Source organism: Actinoplanes sp. NPDC048796, from assembly GCF_040650035.1.
GTDB lineage: Bacteria > Actinomycetota > Actinomycetes > Mycobacteriales > Micromonosporaceae > Actinoplanes.
Map to the genome: position 1 here is coordinate 437236 of NZ_JBEZGO010000005.1, position 17298 is coordinate 454533.

19 protein-coding genes are annotated in these 17298 nt (G+C 71.0%); 12 read left to right on the forward strand and 7 right to left on the reverse strand.

Going from position 1 to position 17298, the window contains the following annotated elements; translation table 11 throughout:
- On the reverse strand, nucleotides 1-600 hold the full coding sequence (locus AB0C26_RS23705; protein WP_360251227.1) for a hypothetical protein: 600 nt from the start codon (nucleotides 598-600) through the stop codon (nucleotides 1-3).
- A gap of 156 nt (nucleotides 601-756) precedes the next feature.
- On the opposite strand from AB0C26_RS23705, the gene AB0C26_RS23710 reads away from it, so the two are divergent.
- From AB0C26_RS23710 to AB0C26_RS23720, 3 genes are all read left to right on the forward strand, one after another.
- A complete protein-coding gene (locus tag AB0C26_RS23710) occupies nucleotides 757-1104 on the forward strand; it encodes a hypothetical protein (RefSeq protein WP_360251230.1) in 348 nt (115 codons plus the stop codon).
- Between the two features lie 97 nt (nucleotides 1105-1201).
- Nucleotides 1202-1585, forward strand: coding sequence for a hypothetical protein (locus tag AB0C26_RS23715; RefSeq protein WP_360251233.1), 384 nt, complete (start codon nucleotides 1202-1204; stop codon nucleotides 1583-1585).
- 41 nt (nucleotides 1586-1626) lie between these two features.
- A complete protein-coding gene (locus tag AB0C26_RS23720) occupies nucleotides 1627-3771 on the forward strand; it encodes a bifunctional diguanylate cyclase/phosphodiesterase (RefSeq protein ID WP_360251236.1) in 2145 nt (714 codons plus the stop codon).
- A 4-nt stretch (nucleotides 3772-3775) separates the two neighbouring features.
- On the opposite strand, the gene AB0C26_RS23725 is transcribed toward AB0C26_RS23720, so the two are convergent.
- Nucleotides 3776-4372 carry an EamA family transporter gene (locus AB0C26_RS23725; protein WP_360251239.1) on the reverse strand — a complete coding sequence of 199 codons (597 nt, stop codon included), beginning with the start codon at nucleotides 4370-4372 and terminating at the stop codon, nucleotides 3776-3778.
- A gap of 71 nt (nucleotides 4373-4443) precedes the next feature.
- On the opposite strand from AB0C26_RS23725, the gene AB0C26_RS23730 reads away from it, so the two are divergent.
- Entirely contained in the window at nucleotides 4444-5397 is a 954-nt protein-coding gene (locus AB0C26_RS23730; RefSeq protein ID WP_360251242.1) for a helix-turn-helix domain-containing protein, read from the forward strand.
- A gap of 161 nt (nucleotides 5398-5558) precedes the next feature.
- Here the strand turns inward: AB0C26_RS23730 and AB0C26_RS23735 are convergent, their stop codons facing one another.
- On the reverse strand, nucleotides 5559-5735 hold the full coding sequence (locus AB0C26_RS23735) for a hypothetical protein (RefSeq protein WP_360251245.1): 177 nt from the start codon (nucleotides 5733-5735) through the stop codon (nucleotides 5559-5561).
- A 168-nt stretch (nucleotides 5736-5903) separates the two neighbouring features.
- The gene (locus AB0C26_RS23740) at nucleotides 5904-6791 is read right to left on the reverse strand and encodes a fructose bisphosphate aldolase (RefSeq protein ID WP_360251248.1); all 888 of its coding nucleotides are present in this window, start codon (nucleotides 6789-6791) and stop codon (nucleotides 5904-5906) included.
- A 708-nt stretch (nucleotides 6792-7499) separates the two neighbouring features.
- On the opposite strand from AB0C26_RS23740, the gene AB0C26_RS23745 reads away from it, so the two are divergent.
- The gene (locus tag AB0C26_RS23745) at nucleotides 7500-8255 is read left to right on the forward strand and encodes a hypothetical protein (RefSeq protein WP_360251251.1); all 756 of its coding nucleotides are present in this window, start codon (nucleotides 7500-7502) and stop codon (nucleotides 8253-8255) included.
- Between the two features lie 253 nt (nucleotides 8256-8508).
- Here the strand turns inward: AB0C26_RS23745 and AB0C26_RS23750 are convergent, their stop codons facing one another.
- Both AB0C26_RS23750 and AB0C26_RS23755 read right to left on the reverse strand, forming a co-directional pair.
- A complete protein-coding gene (locus AB0C26_RS23750; protein WP_360251254.1) occupies nucleotides 8509-9333 on the reverse strand; it encodes an alpha/beta hydrolase in 825 nt (274 codons plus the stop codon).
- 134 nt (nucleotides 9334-9467) lie between these two features.
- Complete coding sequence (locus AB0C26_RS23755) at nucleotides 9468-10094, reverse strand: VTT domain-containing protein (RefSeq protein ID WP_360251257.1); 627 nt, start codon at nucleotides 10092-10094, stop codon at nucleotides 9468-9470.
- Nucleotides 10095-10284: 190 nt separating this feature from the next.
- Here AB0C26_RS23755 and AB0C26_RS23760 point away from each other — a divergent pair, with 190 nt between their 5' ends.
- Nucleotides 10285-10797 carry a VOC family protein gene (locus AB0C26_RS23760; RefSeq protein WP_360251260.1) on the forward strand — a complete coding sequence of 171 codons (513 nt, stop codon included), beginning with the start codon at nucleotides 10285-10287 and terminating at the stop codon, nucleotides 10795-10797.
- A gap of 144 nt (nucleotides 10798-10941) precedes the next feature.
- On the opposite strand, the gene AB0C26_RS23765 is transcribed toward AB0C26_RS23760, so the two are convergent.
- Nucleotides 10942-11823, reverse strand: coding sequence for an ornithine cyclodeaminase family protein (locus AB0C26_RS23765; protein WP_360251263.1), 882 nt, complete (start codon nucleotides 11821-11823; stop codon nucleotides 10942-10944).
- Between the two features lie 40 nt (nucleotides 11824-11863).
- Between AB0C26_RS23765 and AB0C26_RS23770 the strand changes: the two genes are divergently transcribed.
- The 6 genes from AB0C26_RS23770 (at nucleotide 11864) to AB0C26_RS23795 (ending at nucleotide 17294) form a co-directional block, all read left to right on the forward strand.
- The gene (locus AB0C26_RS23770; protein WP_360251266.1) at nucleotides 11864-12529 is read left to right on the forward strand and encodes a GntR family transcriptional regulator; all 666 of its coding nucleotides are present in this window, start codon (nucleotides 11864-11866) and stop codon (nucleotides 12527-12529) included.
- A complete protein-coding gene (locus tag AB0C26_RS23775; RefSeq protein WP_360251269.1) occupies nucleotides 12526-13677 on the forward strand; it encodes an FAD-dependent oxidoreductase in 1152 nt (383 codons plus the stop codon). Before AB0C26_RS23770 ends, AB0C26_RS23775 begins: the two co-directional genes overlap by 4 nt.
- A 91-nt stretch (nucleotides 13678-13768) precedes the next feature.
- The gene (locus AB0C26_RS23780) at nucleotides 13769-13999 is read left to right on the forward strand and encodes a (2Fe-2S)-binding protein (protein ID WP_360251272.1); all 231 of its coding nucleotides are present in this window, start codon (nucleotides 13769-13771) and stop codon (nucleotides 13997-13999) included.
- Complete coding sequence (locus tag AB0C26_RS23785; protein WP_360251275.1) at nucleotides 13992-15383, forward strand: FAD/NAD(P)-binding oxidoreductase; 1392 nt, start codon at nucleotides 13992-13994, stop codon at nucleotides 15381-15383. Before AB0C26_RS23780 ends, AB0C26_RS23785 begins: the two co-directional genes overlap by 8 nt.
- Entirely contained in the window at nucleotides 15380-16291 is a 912-nt protein-coding gene (locus AB0C26_RS23790; RefSeq protein WP_360251278.1) for a dihydrodipicolinate synthase family protein, read from the forward strand. Before AB0C26_RS23785 ends, AB0C26_RS23790 begins: the two co-directional genes overlap by 4 nt.
- 1 nt (nucleotide 16292) lies before the next feature.
- On the forward strand, nucleotides 16293-17294 hold the full coding sequence (locus AB0C26_RS23795; protein ID WP_360251281.1) for a proline racemase family protein: 1002 nt from the start codon (nucleotides 16293-16295) through the stop codon (nucleotides 17292-17294).
- Nucleotides 17295-17298: the final 4 nt, after the last annotated feature.

Here is a 17298-nt window from a genome sequence, read left to right on the forward strand (position 1 = left end):
TCAGCCGACCCGCGTGATCACCGCGCGGCGGATCAGGAACTTGCCGGGCTCGCGGACCTGCTCGAATGCGGCGTTGTTGAGCAGGACGCAGCTGCCGGAGGTGGTCTCCACCTTCACGGTGATGCTCTTGTTGTTGTCCAGGTTCGTCACCTTCAGGACCGTGCCGAGCGGGAACGTGCCGCTCGACGCGAACGGCGCGCCCGCCTCGCCCGACAGGGTGACGGTCGAGCCCTTGCAGACGACCTCGCCGGCCCCAGCGGCCGGCGGGGTCGCGGGCTTGGCCGGAGCCTTCGTCGGGGCCTTCGTCGGGGCCTTCGTCGGCGGCTTGGTTGCCGGGGCGGCCACGGGGATCTCGGCGGCCACGTCGGCCGTGCAGCCTGCCACCTGACGCCGCTGGTTGATCAGGTCGACGACGGCCTGCCGGTTCGCGATGCGCGCCGAGGACTGCGCGTCGGGCGCGGCCCGCTGACCGGCGATGAACTGAAGGTTCTGCCGCAGCGCCTGGTCAAGCCCGGCGCAGTTCTCCCCCGCGCTGCTGAGCCCGGTGCCGACGGCGAACGCGCCGCCCGCCAGCACCACCGCCGACGCTCCGAGGATCACTTTGCGGGACACCTTGTTTCGCCGGCGGCTCGGGTACATCAGTTCGCTCCTTCAGTCGATCAATCTCGATCGAGAACTACGAGGAGCGCGCGACCCGGGGATGAACGCGAAACATTAAATAACCTTAATTCGGGGCCGAGGGTCCATCATCGAGGTATGGGCAGGCGAGCCGTCGCTGTCGTGGCATTGGCCTTCCTGCTGCCCACGGCCCCCGTGCATGATCCGTTCCACGGCGGCGAGGTCGCCAACCACTCCCCCTGGTACGTGCGGATCGCCCATTCCCCGGCCGAGACGTGGCTCCGCCCGTACGAAATCTCCGCCCAGTTCCTCGGCTTCCGCGACACCGACGCCTTCGAGGCCCCGGCCAACTGCGTGACCACCATCGTCACCTGGCTCGGCCCGATCGCGCGGGGCCCGTTCCGCTACGACCGCCTCGGCCGGGACAGCCTCTGGATCCGGGTCGCCAACACCCAGGCCGTCGACGTCGTCGCGATGCGGTGCTGAGCCGGGTCCGCTGTGATCGTCGCCGCACTTGAGCGGCGGCGGGTTAGAAAGGAACACGATGAGGGAAGTCACCCCTGATGATCTTATGGGGGGAACGATGAGCGCGAGCTTGGATCGGCGGCGCACTGCCGTCCGGCAGCGAGAGCTGCTGCTGGCCTTGGAGCAGTGGGGGCCCGACTACGTGGGGCGGGTGACGCAGGCCACCGATGAGGAGATGGCCTGGCTGAAGAAGAACGGCGTCGTCGGTACGACCGTTCGCAGCGCCGCCGAGTGGGACGAGATCCGGCGGGTACGGGGCCGGCAGGCGAACGCCGCGGCCAGCGCGGCCTTCAGCGCCGGCGACTACGCGCGCGCCCGTGACCTGATCGACGAGGCCCGGGCCTACGGCGCCGTCCGCGAGACCGAGTGGCGGCACCTGCACGAGTTCATCGACAGCAAGGCCGGCCCGGAGACCGCGACGGACATCGCGGCAGCGGCCTGACATTTCTTAGCTGAGGGTTTCCGCTGCCGATCTGTCCCTTCGTGAAGGGGGCATGGGCCATCGCGGCCGCGGCGACGGAGATCGTACTGATCGTGCTCGGCACCCGTGCCGGGTTTCCCTGGCCGCTGGTGTGGGTGCCGGTAGTCGTCGCGCTCGCGCTGGCGATCGCCGGCTACCGCGACGCCGCCGCCGTGAGCACCGGCCCGCTGCGGACGTTCTGGCGGCGCCTCGTCGTCGCCCTGAGCTTCGTCCTGGCGGCGGCGCTCAGTCAGGTCGCCGACCTCGCGACGGCGACCTGGTCCGGCCTGCCGCCGATCGGGGCCAGGACCCTTTCGCTGTACGTCGTGGGCACCCTCCTCGCCATCGCGGCGCTGCTCCGCCTGCCGGGCGGGGGCCGCAGCTGGCGCCGGCTCACCACGGCCGTCCTCGACGTCGCCGTGGTGGCGGTGACCACGGGCATCGCCGGTTCGGAGTACATGGGCTGGTTCATCGACAAGTTCGGCGTCAGCGTCTCGGCCTGGTGGCTGAACACCGCGATGATGGCGATCGCGGTGGCCGGCGTCGTGGTCGTCGTCAAGATCATGTCGGCTCAGCAGAGCCCGGTCCCCCGCGCCGCCCTGTGGTGGCTCGCGCCGATCGGCCTCGCCGGCCCGCTCTCCACGGTGCTGATGACCGTGCTGCAACCGTGGCCGCACCTCAACGGCAGCGCCGCCGTCCTGCCGTTCGTCGGTCTCTGCTGTGTCATGGCCAGCCGGCGGCCGGCCGGCGGCGTGACGCGGGTGATCCCGTCCGCCCCGCCCCAGCGCGGCACCGCGATCCCGCTGGTGGCCACCGTCCTGAGCAGCGTCCTGCTCGCCACCGTGTACCTGCGCGAGGGGCATCTCAGCACGGCCCAGGTCGGCGGTACGACCCTGCTGCTCCTGCTCGTGGTGGCCCGCCAGGCGCTGGCCCTGTCCGAGAACGCCACGCTGCTCGACGCCGTCGAGCACCGGGCCACGCACGACGAACTCACCGGCCTGTACAACCGCCGCCACTTCACCGAGGCGGTCACCCCCGGGCACACCGTCGTGCTGCTCGACCTGCGCGAGTTCCGGGCGATCAACGACGGCCTGGGCACCGACGCCGGTGACGCGCTGCTCGTCGCCTTCGCCGGCCGCCTCACCACGCTGGCCGGCCCGGGCGCGGTCGTGGCCCGCCTCGGCGGCGACGAGTTCGGCGTGCTCGGCCCGCGCGGATCCGACATCGCGGACCGGCTCGTCCACGCGACGGCGGAACCGCTGCGCGCGGCCGGCCACGACATGATCGTCGAGGTCTCGGTCGGCATCGGCGACGACTACCGGGAGGCCGAGGTGGCCCTGCGCGAGGCGGCCGGCGGCCGGGTCGTCCGCTACGACGCGTCCCTCGACCGCGAGCTGCGCCAGCGCGCCACGCTCGCCGCCGACCTGCGCCGGGCCCTGCACGACGGTGAGTTCCACCTGCTCTACCAGCCGATCGTCACGCTGCCGCACGGCGAGGTGTACGGCGTCGAATCCCTCGTACGCTGGACCCTGCCCTCGGGCGAGATCGTCTCCCCGGCCGATTTCATCCCGGTCGCCGAGGACACCGGCCTGATCGTCGAACTGGGCGCGTGGATCCTCGACACCGCCTGCGCCCAGGCCGCCGCCTGGCCCGGCCTGCACTCGGTCGCCGTCAACGTGTCGGCCCGCCAGCTGCTCGACCCGGCCCTGCCGGATCTGGTGGCGTCGGCGCTGGCCCGTCACGGCGTACCCCCGTCGCAATTGACCGTCGAGATCACCGAGACGGCGGTCTTCGGCGGCGGCCGCGCGCTGGCCACCGTCAAGGCCCTGTCGGCGCTGGGCGTCAGCATCGCCCTCGACGACTTCGGCACCGGCCACTCGTCGCTGGGCCTGCTGCGCACCTGCCCGGTCGACGTCATCAAGGTCGACAAGTCGTTCGTGGACGGCCTCGGCGGCGCCCCCGAGCAGGAGGCCGTCGTCACGGCCCTGACCGGCATCGCCGAGACGATGGGCCTGCGCACGGTGGCCGAGGGCGTCGAGACCGCGGCCCAGGCCGAGCGCCTGCACCAGCTCGGCTACCGCCACGTGCAGGGCTTCCACTTCGCCCGCCCGCTGCCCGCGGCGGCCGTCAGCGACCTGCTCGCACAAGATCAGCGCGCTGCGGCTTAAGGGCCTATCTGACGGCTCGCTCCACGCGATCCGCCGGACAGGCCTTAGGCGCCAGCACGATGAGAGCCACCCCGGCCGCGATCACCGCCGTGGCCAGGATCGTCCGCGCGGTCAGCGGCTCGTCGAGGATCCACCAGCCGAGCAGGACGGCCACGACCGGATTCACGAAGGCGTAGGTGCCGGCGATCTGCGGGGCGGCGTTCTTCACGAGCCAGGTGTACGCCGTGTAGGCCACCAGGCTGCCGAACACGATCAGATAGCCCACGGCCAGCGCCGCCCGGCCGGTGACATCGATCCGGGACCATTCGCCGGTCAGGAACAGCGCGGTGATCCCGGAGGAGAGCCACTGCTCGGCCCACGCGGCGCCGCCGGTGCCGGCGGCCGGGAGCAGCAGGCCGAGCAGGGCGCCGGCCCGCCACTGCCGGCGATCCGGAGGGGCGACCCGGCGGTAGCGGCAGAACCCGTACAGCAGAGCCCCGGCGACGAGGAATCGGAACGCGTTCATGGTCAGCGGCGGCACGCCCTCGAGGCCCACCTTCTGCGCGAGATAGGTGGAGCCCCAGACGACGTACACGATCAGCAGCGGTCCGGCGAAGGTCATGCCATTCGGCGTACCCGCCCCGGACTGGCACGTTTGCCATCCAGGCCGCAGTTCGTGCCATCCTGGACGGCATGACCGTTGACGTCGCGGTGGTCGTGGCCGAGCCGGTGCCCGCGTTCGAGCTCGGCATCGCCAGCGAGATCTTCGGGCTGCGCCGGGTCGACCCGGCGCTGCCGAGCTACCGCTACGAGGTGTGCGCCGAGACGCCGGGACCGCTGCGCACGTCGACCGGCTTCCTGATGACCCCGACCGCCGGCCTGGACCACCTCGACCACGCGGACCTGATCATCGTGACCGGGGCCGGGCCGCCGGTGCCGCCACCCTCGGCCGGCCTGGTGGCGGCGCTGCGCCGGGCCGGCGAGCGGGGCGCGACCATCGCGGCGCTGTGCACGGGCGCGTTCACGCTGGCGGCGGCCGGCCTGCTCGACGGGCGCACGGCGACGACCCACTGGGCGTACGCCGACGATCTCGCCACCCGCTACCCGTCGGTGACGGTCGACGCCGACCGGATCTACGCGGTGGACGGAAAGATCGCCACCAGCGCCGGGGCGTCGGCCGCCATCGACCTGTGCCTGCACCTGATCCGCCGCGACCACGGCGCGGACGTCGCCAACCGGGTCGCCCGCGAAATGGTCGTGCCGGCCCACCGCAGCGGCGGTCAGGCCCAGTTCTCCCGGCGCCCGGTCACCCCCGCCGATCCGGGGCCGACCCTGGCCGGGTTGCTGGACTGGGCCGCCGATCACCTGGACGCCGACCTGTCGGTCACCGCCCTGGCCGCCCGGGCCGCCATGTCACCACGCACCTTCATCAGGCACTTCACGGCGGCGACGGGCGCGACCCCCGCCGCCTGGGTCCGCGAACAGCGGGTACGCCGAGCCGAGCAGCTGCTGGAACGCGCCGACGCGACGATCGCCGCGGTGGCCCGCCGCTGCGGTTTCGGCAGCCTCGACACGCTGCAACGGCACTTCCGGCGGGCCCGGGGCGTCAGCCCCGAGGCCTACCGGACGGCCTTCCGCACCCGCTAGCCTGTCGACCCGGCCTGATCAGCTCGCGGGCTTTCCGCCCTCCGTGATCAGCTCGCAGGCTTTCCGGCCCAGACGATCAGCTCACAGGCTTTCCGGCCCCGTGATCAGCTCACAGGCTTTCCGGCCCAGACGATCAGCTCACAGGCTTTCCGGCCCCGTGATCAGCTCGCGGGTGCTGGCTCCGGGGCGGCGGCCGGGGCCGGGATCGTCTGCCCGAGCGCTATGGCGGCGGCGTGCAGGTAGGCTCGGTCGCCGCTGGCCACGTACTGGGCGCGGAGGCGGGCGGCGATCTCGTTCGCGGTGGCCGAGCGGGAGTCGGCGTCGATTGTCCTGAACATGGTCACACTTTCTCGATCAGATCGGACCATGATGCTCGGTGGAACCCTTCCCGACATCAGCCGAAACGGTGATGGTCAACAAGACCAACGGCCGATGTACGCACGGTGACGCGACTCTGATCACGGCCTGGAAACGAGCCGCGGACTTCGCCGGTGACGGCCTCCCGTTCAGGTGGCGGACGCCCGGTAGATGTCGGTGATCGCCTGGTCGAGCACCCGGTCGAACTCGGCGTCGCTCTGGTCGCGGCGCAGATCCTGGGTCAGCGCCCGCGAGAAACTGGCGATCAGTCCGTGGTTCCGGGCGAGCCGCTCGTCGGCTTCCGCCTGGGTGTAACCGCCGGACAGCGCGACCACCCGCAGCACCTTCGGGTGCGCGATCAGCCCCGCGTAGAAGTCGTCCCGAGCCGGAATCGACAGCTTGAGCATCACCTGCCGCCCGTCCGGCACCCCCGCCAGCCGGTCGACGATCCCGGCCAGCAGCAGCTCCTCGGCCGCCGCCTTGCCGTCACTGTGAATGTCGACCTCAGGTTCGATGATCGGCACGAGCCCCGCGTCAAGGATCTCCGAGGCGTACCCGAACTGCTGATCCAGAACGGCGGCCACGCCGCCCCGATCGGCCTCGGCGATGAACGACCGCATCTTCGTCCCGAACACCCCACGACCGGCGGCCCGCTCCAGCAGCCCGCCGAGCCTGGTGAACGGCTTCATCAGCCGCACGCCGTCCTTTTCCGCGGCCAGCCCCTCATCGACTTTCACAAAAGGCACAACCCGCTTGCGACCCCAGAGGTACGCCGGGACGGGCACCCCCTCGACCTCACGCTCCATGGTCTGCTCGAACAGAATCGCCGCCAGCACCCGATCCCCACCGAACGCCGGCGCGGTGATGATCCGCGACCGGAACTCGTGCATGAGATCGAACATCTGCTCATCATCCGAGTACGCCGACTCCGGAACCCCGTACTGCGCAAGCGCCTTGGGTGTGCTTCCCCCACTCTGATCCAGCGCCGCGAGAAACCCCGTCCCCGACCCAACCTTCGAAAGCTGCTCCTGGTCCATCCCCCGATCGTGGCACCGCTACCGACCACTCGCCCGTCAGCGCGGAGTCACGCCCGTCACGCCCACGCCCCAAACGGATTAGCCCCCTTCGCCCGGCTCCCCACACCAACCGGATCAGGCACCCCACCGACCCGACAAAAAGGACCATTCGCCCTGGATTGCCCGGCGGACACGACTTACGGTCGCCTGAACCGAAGGGAAAAGTCATGCCACATCGCCCACGCAACGTTTCCGGAATGCGCCGGCGGCATTGGGCACTGACCCTCGGCCTGGCCACCGCAGCGACCCTCGACCTCACCGGAATCCTGAGTGCGATCCCAAGCCCACCGCCGCCCAGACCCCCAGCCGTCGCCGCAAGCACTCCGCGGCCCGAACCACCCGCCGCCATCGCAAGCACCCCGCGGCCCCAGCCACCCGCCGCCGTCGCAAGCACCCCGCGGCCCCAGCCACCCGCCGCCGTCGCAAGCACCCCGCGGCCCGAACCACCCGCCGCCACCGCAAACACCCCGCACCCCGAACCACCCGCCGCCACCGCAAACACCCCGCACCCCGAACCACCCGCCGCCACCGCAAACACCCCGCGCTGATTCCGGCGGTCGTCGCGTTTACCCCCGGTTGGATGCCGGCCGTCGTCGGGAGAGGCTTCGGCGGGCGGCGGGCGGCGGGCGGCGGGCGGCGGATGGCGCCGAGGCGGTGCATGATCGGGGCATGTGGCGGAACCGGGATGCGAACTGGGATCTCTGGCCGGTGCCGGATTACCTGGACGAGGTCTACCGCGAGGTGCGGGCCGACGACGATGCGGTCCTCGTGCACCACAGCGCATTCTTCCGGCGTTTCCCAGCCGGACATTTCGGACGGTCCCTGGAGCTCGGGGCGGGACCGAACCTCTATCCGCTGATGCTGTCCGCCGCGGTCAGCCGTGAGATCGAGGCCGTGGAGCCGAGCACGGCCAGCGTCTCCTATTTGGAGGGTCAGCTGCGCGACGGACCCGAGGAGAGCTGGCAGCCGTTCTACGCCCGGTGCCGTGAGCTGCAACCGGCGCTGCCGGTCACGCTGAGTGAGGCGCTCGCCCGGGTGCGGGTACGCCGAGGCGGCGCCGCCGATCTGACACCGCAGTCGTACGACCTGGCATCGATGCACTTCGTCGCGGAGAGCGCCACCGAAAGCCCCGACGAGTTCCGCGACCTCTGCCACGCCTTCGCCGGCGCAGTCCGGCCGGGCGGCTGGCTGGTAGCCGCGTTCATGGAGAACATGGGCCGCTACCGCATAGCCGACGGCCCCGTCTGGCCCGGCTACCCCGTCGACAGCGCTGCCGTACAAGAGGTCTTCGCACCACTCACCGACGAGTTGACCATCGACCGCGTCAACTCGGCCCCAACCGGCGAAGGCTACGAAACCACCGGCATGGTCCTACTCACCGCCCGCACGCGAAATCCGCTCGCCCGCAAAGCCGCCGATAAGTAAAAGCGCTTATCCGCGAGAGCTTCCAGTTAGCGAAGACCGCTGGCTCCTGAAAGCCGCTGGCTCGCAAAACCGCCAGTTCGCGACAACCGCTGATTCGCGACAAGCGCCGTTTCGCCACAAGCGCCCGTTCGCGACAAGCGCCCGTTCGCGACAAGCGCCCGTTCGCGACAAGCGCCCGTTCGCGACAAGCGCTGATTCGCTATAAGCGCGGAAAGCCGCCGAGCCGAAGCCCGGCGGCTTTGCTTGCGGTCCGTCAGGACTGGATGAACTCCAGCAGGTCGGCGTTGATGACCGCGGCCTGCGTGGTGGGCATGCCGTGCGGGAACCCGGCGTAGGTCTTCAGGGTGCCGTTCTGCACGAGCTTGGCCGAGAGCGGGCCCGAGTCGGCGTACGGAACGACCTGGTCGTCGTCGCCGTGCATGACCAGGACCGGGACCGTGATCTTCTTGAGGTCCTCGGTGAAGTCGGTCTGCGAGAACGCGACCACGCCGTCGTAGTGGGCCTTGGCGCCGCCCATCATGCCCTGGCGCCACCAGTTCTGGATGATGGCCTCGATCGGCTCGACACCGTCGCGGTTGAAGCCGTAGAACGCCGTGGCCGGCAGCTCGCGGTAGAAGACCGAGCGGTTGGTCGCCACCTGCTCCTGGATGCCGTCGAAGACGCTCTTCGGCAGGCCGCCCGGGTTGTTCTCGGTCTGCACCATGATCGGCGGTACGGCGCTGATCAGTACCGCCTTGGCGACGCGGCTCTCGCCGTGCCGGGCGATGTAGTGCGCGACCTCGCCACCACCGGTCGAGTGCCCGACGTGAATCGCGTCGTGCAGGTCGAGGTGCGCGGTCAGCGCGGCCAGGTCATCCGCGTAGTGGTCCATGTCGTGACCGTCGGCCACCTGCGTCGAACGGCCGTGACCCCGGCGGTCGTGGGCGATGACCCGGTAGCCGCGCTGAAGGAAGAACATCAGCTGCGCGTCCCAGTCATCGGACGACAGCGGCCATCCGTGGCTGAAGACGATCGGCTGGCCTGAGCCCCAGTCCTTGTAGAAGATCTCGACGCCGTCGGTGGTCGTGATGAAACCCATGCTGTTCCCCCCTAGTTCCTTGCTTGCCACGTCAACTTATGCCGTTGACCTGTGACGGACCACGAAACCGTGATGAACAAATGGGTGCCCTCCATCACGCGAGCAACCTGAGTAAGGTGCGCACCTCAGACCCCCTACGCCCCCGGCCGGCCCGCGTCCACAAGCACGCGTTCCGAAGTCTTGATGGCTTTTCTCCTTTTTGCCGACCTCCTCTGCACGAGCGCGCCCACACCGGCCAGGCTCATGCCGACGCCCAGGCCGAAAGCCGTGCCGAGCAGCGGCGAGTCGGCGAAGGCGACGCCTCCGAGAAGACCCAGACTGATGATGTACGCGGCCCAGGCCGCACTCGCCAGCAACGAGAACAGCCGAAACCGGCTCGCCGGAAACGACACCGACCCGGCGGTGACGGCACTCGCCGTACGCCCGTACGGCAGGAAGCGCCCCACCAGAATCGCCACCCCGCCGTATCGCCCCAGCGCCCGTTCGGCCCGCTCCTTGGCGGCGATCAGCTTGCGGCTCCTGATCCAGCGCCCGGCCCGGCGTCCCAGCGCGTACGCGATCCCATCCCCCGCCATGCCGCCTACCACCACGGCCACGGCCAGCGCCACGAGAGAAGACGAGCCGCTCGCCGACATCGCGCCGAGGCTGATCACCACAGCTTCGGACGGCATGGCCGGGAAGAACCCGTCGATCGCCACCAGCACGAACACGACGAGGTAGATCCAGGGCGACGAGATCAGCGGCATCACATGGTCCAGCAACGACGTCCTCCTCGATCTCTGCCATCGACCGTACGGATTGCCGGAACGCCGTTCGATGGTGCAAGCCCGCCGATCTTGGGTAGGGGCAGCACCACCAGCTCTCGTAGCCTTACAGCCCGCCCGGGCCGGATGCTTACAGGTTGCTTGCCAGCGGCCGAATTCTGACCGCATTGCCTGCGACTCTCGCGGCATGACCACACCGATTCTGCTTGCGCCCGGCTCGGTGCCCGAGGGGGGCGCCGTGCTCAATCCGTTCGTGATCGTCGACGACGCCGCGGCCTTCATCGAGTTCACCTCCGAAGTCTTCGGTGTACCGGAAACCGCCGAGGCGCGAACCTCGATGCCCGACGGCAAGCTCATCCATGCCCAGCTCCGCCTCGGCACCGTCGACCTCATGGTCGCCGACCGCCTCGACGGCTGGCCGCCACGCCCCGGCCTCCTGCAGGTCTGGGTCCACGACGCGGCCGAAGTCCTCCAGCGTGCCACCACCCTCGGCGCCACCACGGTCACCGAGCCGCTCCCGTTCTACGGCGAAATCACGCTCGCCCGCATGCTCGACCGCTGGCAGAACCTCTGGTGGCTCTGGTCCCCGGCGCCGGGCCAACCCGACCCGCTGCCGTCGTGGGAGGGCGGCTCGGACGCCATCTTCGGCACCCTCGACGAAACCCTGAAATCCCTGGCCACCCCTGGGTCGCGGCTATGAAGTCGAGGGCGCCGCAGGGAACGCCGGCGGAGGCGACCTCGGCGGAGCCCGGGCCCCGTAGGGTCCGTACGTGATCCAAGCCTGACCGTGGCGGTCCGTGAGCGATCGCGGACCGTCGCCGGCAACGGTGACGGGCTGACAGCCTCATGCCGCGGCCTCCACAACGGCGGTGGCGATCACAAGGTCCTCCCAGCCCATCCCCACGGTTTTGATCAACCGGGGCCGGGCGGGAGCGGAATCCTGGACCAGGTCGGCATGGGTGACCAGCGCTCCGGCGTCGATCACGCCGGCGTCGAGGGCCTGAATGACGTCGCCGGCCTCGCGCAGGGCGGCGGCGCGCGACTCGACGAGCACGCCACCGCGGCGCACCGTCGCGGCGTCGACCTCCCTGGCGTCAGGCTCGTGGGAGCCGACGGCGACCACCACGGCCTCCGGCGCGAGCAGAGAACCGGGGAAGAGCGGCTGCCGGGCCGTGGTGCAGCAGACCACGAGGTCGGCGTCGGCGACCGCTTCAGCGCCGGCGGCGCTCGCACCGACACTGTCGGCGAAAGCGGCCGTTCTCGCCGGGTCCCGGCCCACGACGCGTACGGAATCAATCGGTCTTGTCTCCCGCAGCGCCTCGATGTGGCCCCGGGCCTGAGGGCCGGTGCCGAAGACGACAAGCCGGTGAGCGCCGGGCGGCGCGACCAGGTCGACACCGAGCGCCGACACCGCCGGGGTGCGCAAAGCGGTCAGCGCCGCGCCGTCGAGAACCGCGCGGGGAACTAGCGTCTCGGCGTCGAAGAGCACGTAGACCCCATGGACACGGGGCAGGCCACGAGCCGGGTTGCCGGGCGCGATGGTGACCAGTTTGACGCCGGCGGTCTTGTGATCGGCCGACGGCATCACCAGGATCTCACCGGTGCCGGTATCTATAGGTACGCGCGAGGGTTCGCGCTCGGGGTCGAGGCCGGCGGCCAAGGCGCCGCGCAGGGCCGCGACGGCTCGGGGAAAGCCGAGCGAGTGCACCTGGTCCGCGTTCAACATGCGCTGTACTATGTCACACACCACTGAAGGAGGCAACGAGATGACGATCGGACCGCTGCAGATCGCCGGCAGCTATCGCCAGTCGGTTGAGGAGGCGGTCGCGGCCGCGATCGTCTCCGGGGAGTTCCCGCCGGGCACCATGCTGACCGCTCCCACGCTGGCCGCGCGCTTCGACGTCTCCGCCACCCCCGTCCGGGAAGCGCTGTTGAATCTGGAGAAACGCGGGTTCGTCGAGATCGCGCGCAACAAGGGCTTCCGGGTCACCGAGGTCAGCCAGCAGGAACTCGAGCAGATCGTGCAGATCCGCCAGTGGCTCGAGGCGCCGGCGATGCGGCTGCTGGCCGGCAAGATCGAGGGCACGGTGCTGACCGAGCTCCGCGCCCAGGCCGAGGAGATCGTGACCAGCGCGGACGCCTCCGCCCTGCAGACCTATCTGGCGGCCGACATGGCCTTCCATCTTCATCTGCTCAGCCTGACCGGTAATGATCGGCTGGTCGCGCTGGTCGGCGACCTGCGGCAGCAGACCCGGCTGGTCGGCCTGGCCGACATGCTCGGCAGCACTGAGCTGGCTCGATCATCGGCCGAGCACCACACACTGCTCGACCTTCTTGTGGCTGGCGAGGGTGCCGCCGCAGAGGGTCTGATGCGCGTGCACATCGGCCACGTCACCGGCTGGTGGAGCGGCCGTCCCGAGGGTCCTCGATGAAAGTCATCGTCGTCGGCGCCGGCGTGGTCGGTGCCGCCGTCGCCCGGGAACTGACCGGCGCGGGCGTCGCGGTGACCGTTCTCGATCGGTCAGCCTCGGCGGGCGGCACGTCGGCCGCCGGCGAGGGCAACCTGCTGGTCTCCGACAAGGGACCCGGCGCCGAGCTCGAGCTCGCCCAGCGCTCGCTCACCCTCTGGGCGGCAATGAAAGACGAGGTCGAAGGCTTTCCCAGCATGGAGTACGAGGCCAAGGGCGGCCTGGTCGTCGCCACCACCGAGGCCGGCGCCGCGGGATTACGGTCGTTCGCGTCGAGCCAGCGTGGCGCCGGGGTGATCGCGGATGACGTCGACCCGCACGAACTGGAGCCCGATCTCACCCCCGACTGCACCGCGGCCGTCCACTACCCGCAGGACGCTCAGGTGCAGCCCGCGATCGCTACCGAGGCGCTGCTGGCCGAGGCTCGCCGCCGCGGCGCCGTCGTGCGTCAAGGAGCCGAAGTGCTCGCGCCCCTCCTGGTCGGCGATCGGCTCGCCGGGGTCCGCACCACCGCCGGTGACCTGCTCGCCGACCATGTGGTGGTGGCCGCCGGCCCATGGTCGGGCGAGGTGGCCGCCCGCCTGGGTGTCGCGCTACCGGTGCGGCCCCGGCGCGGAACGATCCTGGTCACGACCCGTATGCCGCAACGCATTCGCCACAAGGTGTACGACGCGGACTATGTGGGCGCCGTCGGTTCGAGTGACGCCGCCCTGCAGACGTCCAGCGTGGTCGAGTCCACGGCGTCCGGCACCGTCCTGATCGGCTCGTCGCGCGAGCGGCGCGGCTTCGACGGGCGGATCGAGGCGCGGGTCCTGTCGGCGCTGGCCGCGAAGGCGATAGCGCTCTTCCCCTTCCTGTCCGACGTCGCGGTGATGCGGGCGTACGGCGGTTTTCGCCCCTATGTGCCTGATCATCTGCCGGTGATCGGGCCGGATCCCCGCCTTTCCGGCCTGTGGCACGCGACCGGGCACGAGGGCGCGGGCATCGTGTTGTCGGCGGCGACCGCCGAGCTCCTGGCCGACTTGCTGCTGGGGCGGCCGGTGAAGGTGCCCGCTTCGGCCTTCGCAGTGGAAAGGCCGACTTTGGCCTCGCATCTCGCCAGTAGTGTGTGACATACTACTGACATGACGACGACCGGACCGATGCCCGTGGGCCCCTGCCGACGACCCCGTCCGGCCCGGAGCCGCAGCGGAGATCGTGATCGTGGTCGACGACGTTCCACTAGCGGGCCTGGCTGGGCAGACCATCGCGGGAGTGCTGATGGCGGCGGGCCGTCAGAGCTGGCGCACCACCGGCCGGCGGAGCCGCCCTCGCGGAGTTTTCTGCGGCATCGGTGTCTGCTTCGACTGCCTGGTCACCGTGAACGGGCTGCCCGACGTGCGCGCCTGCCAGCGCCACGCGGCCGACGGAGACGAGGTGACCACCCATGCCTGAGGTGCTGATCATCGGGGCCGGGCCGGCCGGACTGGCCGCCGCCGCGGCGGCCCGTCGCTCCGGCGCCCGGGTCATCGTGCTCGACGCCGCCGAGGAGGTCGGCGGTCAGTATTGGCGTCACCTGCCGGCGCAGCGCCCGGCCGCCCGCGAGCACGTGCTTCATCACGGCTGGGATCGGTTCGCCGCTCTGCGGAGGGAGCTGACCGGCGCCGAGATCGTGACAGCGGCGCAGGTCTGGCTGGCCGAGCGTCACGACGACCGGCCGCCCACGATACGGGTCCTCGTCGGCCCGGCCGACGGGAACGATCGCCGGTCGCGGACGTTCGAGCCCGACGCTCTGGTGCTGGCGACCGGCGCCTACGAGCGGACCCTGCCCTTCCCGGGGTGGGACCTTCCCGGCGTCTTCACCGCCGGGGCCGCCCAGTCCCTGGCCAAAGCCGAACGGGTCGCGGTCGGCCGGCGCGTGCTCGTCGCCGGGGCCGGCCCCTTCCTGCTGCCGGTGGCGTCGAGCCTGATCCGCACGGGAGCGCGGGTGGCCGGGGTGCTCGAGGCCGGCGGCTGGGGCCGGCTCGGCCGGGCCTGGACGGCTCGGCCCACCGAGCTGCTGAGCGCGTCGCGCAAGGCCGGCGAGCTGGCCGGGTACGTCCGCGATCTCGCGCGCCACCGCGTTCCCTACCGCGTGGCGACCGGCGTGATCGCCGCCCACGGGCACGACCGGGTCGAAGAGGTGACCGTCGCCCGCCTGGACACGCAGTGGACGCCGATCCCGGGCACGTCCAGGAGACTCGTGGTGGACGCGGTGTGCGTCAGCCACGGCTTCCTTCCCCGGACGGAGCTGGCCGTCGCCGCCGGGTGCGAGACCGGGCCGGAGGGTGCCGTCGCCGTGGACGGCGATTGCCGCACCAGCGTGCCCGGCGTCTTCGCGGCCGGCGAGATCACCGGCATCGGCGGCGCCGATCTGGCCCTGGCCGAGGGAACGATCGCGGGCACGGTGGCCGCCGGCGCCGCGCCCACGGCCGCTCAGCGCCGTGACGTGCTGACGCACCAGCGCTTCGCCGCCCGCCTCGGTGCCGGGCACGGCATCCGCCCGGGCTGGACCGGGTGGCTCGCCGACGACACTCTGATCTGCCGCTGCGAGGAGGTGACCGCCGGCGAACTGCGCGACATCGCCGTGGCCACCGGGTCACGCGGCCTGCGGTCCCTGAAGCTGAGCACCCGTGCGGGGCTCGGCGTCTGCCAGGGCCGGGTCTGCGGGCGCAGCGTCGAGGAACTTCTCGACCGTACGACCGGTGGCCTGCTCGACCCGGGCCGGACCGCCACCCGCCCCCTGGCCGGCCTGGTTCGCCTCGGCGAGCTGGCACGCATGCAAGGAGACACCGAATGACCGAGACTCTGCGTGGAGTCATCGTCGCCACCGCCCTCCCCTACCGCGAAGACTCCTCCGCCCCCGCCGGCCTGGCCGTCGACTACGACAAGTTCGCCGAGCATTGCGACTGGCTGATCAGCAGCGGCTGCCACGGCGTCGGGCCCAACGGCTCGCTCGGTGAGTACTCCTCGCTGACCGACGCCGAGCGCCGCAAGGTCGTGCAGGTGGCGGTCGAGGCCGTCGGTGGCCGCGGCGTGGTCGTCGCCGGCGTCCACGGTCCCGGCTGGCATCAGGCGAAACACTGGGCCGAGCTGGCCGCCGAGGACGGCGCCGACGGTGTGCTGGCCCTGCCCCCGACCATGTACCGGGCCAGCGCGGCGCAGGTGGTCGAGCACTACACGCACATCGCCGAGGCCGGGCTCCCGATGATGATCTACAACAACCCCCATGACACCAAGGTCGACCTGGTCCCCTCGCTGGTGGCCGAGATCGCGCGGATTCCGCAGGTGAAGGCGGTGAAGGAGTTCAGCGGCGACGTGCGGCGGCTCTTCGAGATCCGCGAGAGGTGCGACATCGACGTGGTGGCCGGCGCCGACGACGTCCTGTTCGAGCTCATGGTGGACGGCGCGGTGGGCTGGTTCGCCGGCTTCCCCAACGTCTTCCCCGCCGAGTCGGTGCTCATCTACAACCTCATGCGCGACGGCCAGGTCGCCGAGGCCCGCGCGCTGTACGAGAAGCTGGTTGCGCTCTTCCGCTGGGACTCGCGCACCGAGTTCGTCCAGGCCATCAAGCTGAGCATGGACATCGTCGGCCGGTACGGCGGCCCGTGCCGGCCACCGCGCGGCGCCCTCACGCCGGAGCACCGCGCCCAGATCGAGGCCGAGACCAAGCAGGCGGTCGAGGCCGTCGCGACCCTGGCGGCCTGACATGCGCGCGTCCCGCATGTTCACCGCCGTCGACTCGCACACCGAGGGCATGCCGACGCGGGTCGTCACCGGCGGCGTCGGCACGATCCCCGGCGCCACGATGAACGAGCGCCGGCTGTACTTCATCGAGCACCTGGACGGCATCCGGCAGCTACTGATGAACGAGCCACGCGGGCACGCGGCCATGAGCGGCGCGATCCTTCAGCCACCGGCCCGGCCGGACGCCGACTTCGGCGTGGTCTACATCGAGGTGTCGGGCTGCCTGCCGATGTGCGGACACGGCACGATCGGCGTGGCGACGGTGCTGGTCGAGACCGGCATGGTGCCGGTCACCGAGCCGGTCACGACGATCCGGCTCGACACACCGGCCGGGCTGGTCGTGGCCAAGGTGCACGTGAGCGACGGGCACGCGGACGCGGTGACCCTGGAGAACGTGCCCGCCTACTGCGACCGGCTGGACGCGAGCATCGACGTTCCGGGCGTCGGCACGGTCCCGTACAGCCTGGCCTTCGGCGGCAACTTCTACGCGATGGTCGACCTGGAAGCGGTCGGGCTGCCGTTCGACCGGGCCCGGCAACGCGACATCCTCGACGCCGGCCTGGCCATCATGGACGCGATCAACCTGACGGACCCGCCCCGGCACCCCTCGATCGCCGGCGTCGACCATTGCCATCACGTCGAGTTCATCGCGCCGGGCTCCGACGCCCGGTTGTCCCGGCACGCGATGGCCATCCATCCGGGCTGGTTCGACCGCTCGCCCTGCGGGACCGGCACGTCGGCCCGGATGGCCGAGCTCTGGGCACGCGGTGAACTGGCGCTCGGCCAGGACTTCGTCAACGAGTCGTTCATCGGCAGCCGCTTCACCGGCCGCCTGATCGGCGAAACCACCGTCGGCGGGCGGCCCGCCGTCCTGCCTACGATCACCGGCCGTGCTTGGGTGACCGGCATCGGCCAGTACATGCTGGACCCGTCCGACCCATATCCCACCGGCTTCGCGTTCTGAGGTT

Excerpts from the sequence above, each read along its gene's own strand:
- AB0C26_RS23710 (WP_360251230.1), top strand. The coding sequence starts at position 757 with ATGGGCAGGCGAGCCGTCGCTGTCGTGGCATTGGCCTTCCTGCTGCCC.
- AB0C26_RS23715 (WP_360251233.1), top strand. The coding sequence starts at position 1,202 with ATGAGCGCGAGCTTGGATCGGCGGCGCACTGCCGTCCGGCAGCGAGAG.
- AB0C26_RS23725 (WP_360251239.1), bottom strand. The coding sequence starts at position 4,372 with ATGACCTTCGCCGGACCGCTGCTGATCGTGTACGTCGTCTGGGGCTCC.
- AB0C26_RS23730 (WP_360251242.1), top strand. The coding sequence starts at position 4,444 with ATGACCGTTGACGTCGCGGTGGTCGTGGCCGAGCCGGTGCCCGCGTTC.
- AB0C26_RS23735 (WP_360251245.1), bottom strand. The coding sequence starts at position 5,735 with ATGTTCAGGACAATCGACGCCGACTCCCGCTCGGCCACCGCGAACGAG.
- AB0C26_RS23740 (WP_360251248.1), bottom strand. The coding sequence starts at position 6,791 with ATGGACCAGGAGCAGCTTTCGAAGGTTGGGTCGGGGACGGGGTTTCTC.
- AB0C26_RS23745 (WP_360251251.1), top strand. The coding sequence starts at position 7,500 with ATGTGGCGGAACCGGGATGCGAACTGGGATCTCTGGCCGGTGCCGGAT.
- AB0C26_RS23750 (WP_360251254.1), bottom strand. The coding sequence starts at position 9,333 with ATGGGTTTCATCACGACCACCGACGGCGTCGAGATCTTCTACAAGGAC.
- AB0C26_RS23760 (WP_360251260.1), top strand. The coding sequence starts at position 10,285 with ATGACCACACCGATTCTGCTTGCGCCCGGCTCGGTGCCCGAGGGGGGC.
- AB0C26_RS23765 (WP_360251263.1), bottom strand. The coding sequence starts at position 11,823 with ATGTTGAACGCGGACCAGGTGCACTCGCTCGGCTTTCCCCGAGCCGTC.
- AB0C26_RS23770 (WP_360251266.1), top strand. The coding sequence starts at position 11,864 with ATGACGATCGGACCGCTGCAGATCGCCGGCAGCTATCGCCAGTCGGTT.
- AB0C26_RS23775 (WP_360251269.1), top strand. The coding sequence starts at position 12,526 with ATGAAAGTCATCGTCGTCGGCGCCGGCGTGGTCGGTGCCGCCGTCGCC.
- AB0C26_RS23785 (WP_360251275.1), top strand. The coding sequence starts at position 13,992 with ATGCCTGAGGTGCTGATCATCGGGGCCGGGCCGGCCGGACTGGCCGCC.
- AB0C26_RS23790 (WP_360251278.1), top strand. The coding sequence starts at position 15,380 with ATGACCGAGACTCTGCGTGGAGTCATCGTCGCCACCGCCCTCCCCTAC.
- AB0C26_RS23795 (WP_360251281.1), top strand. The coding sequence starts at position 16,293 with ATGCGCGCGTCCCGCATGTTCACCGCCGTCGACTCGCACACCGAGGGC.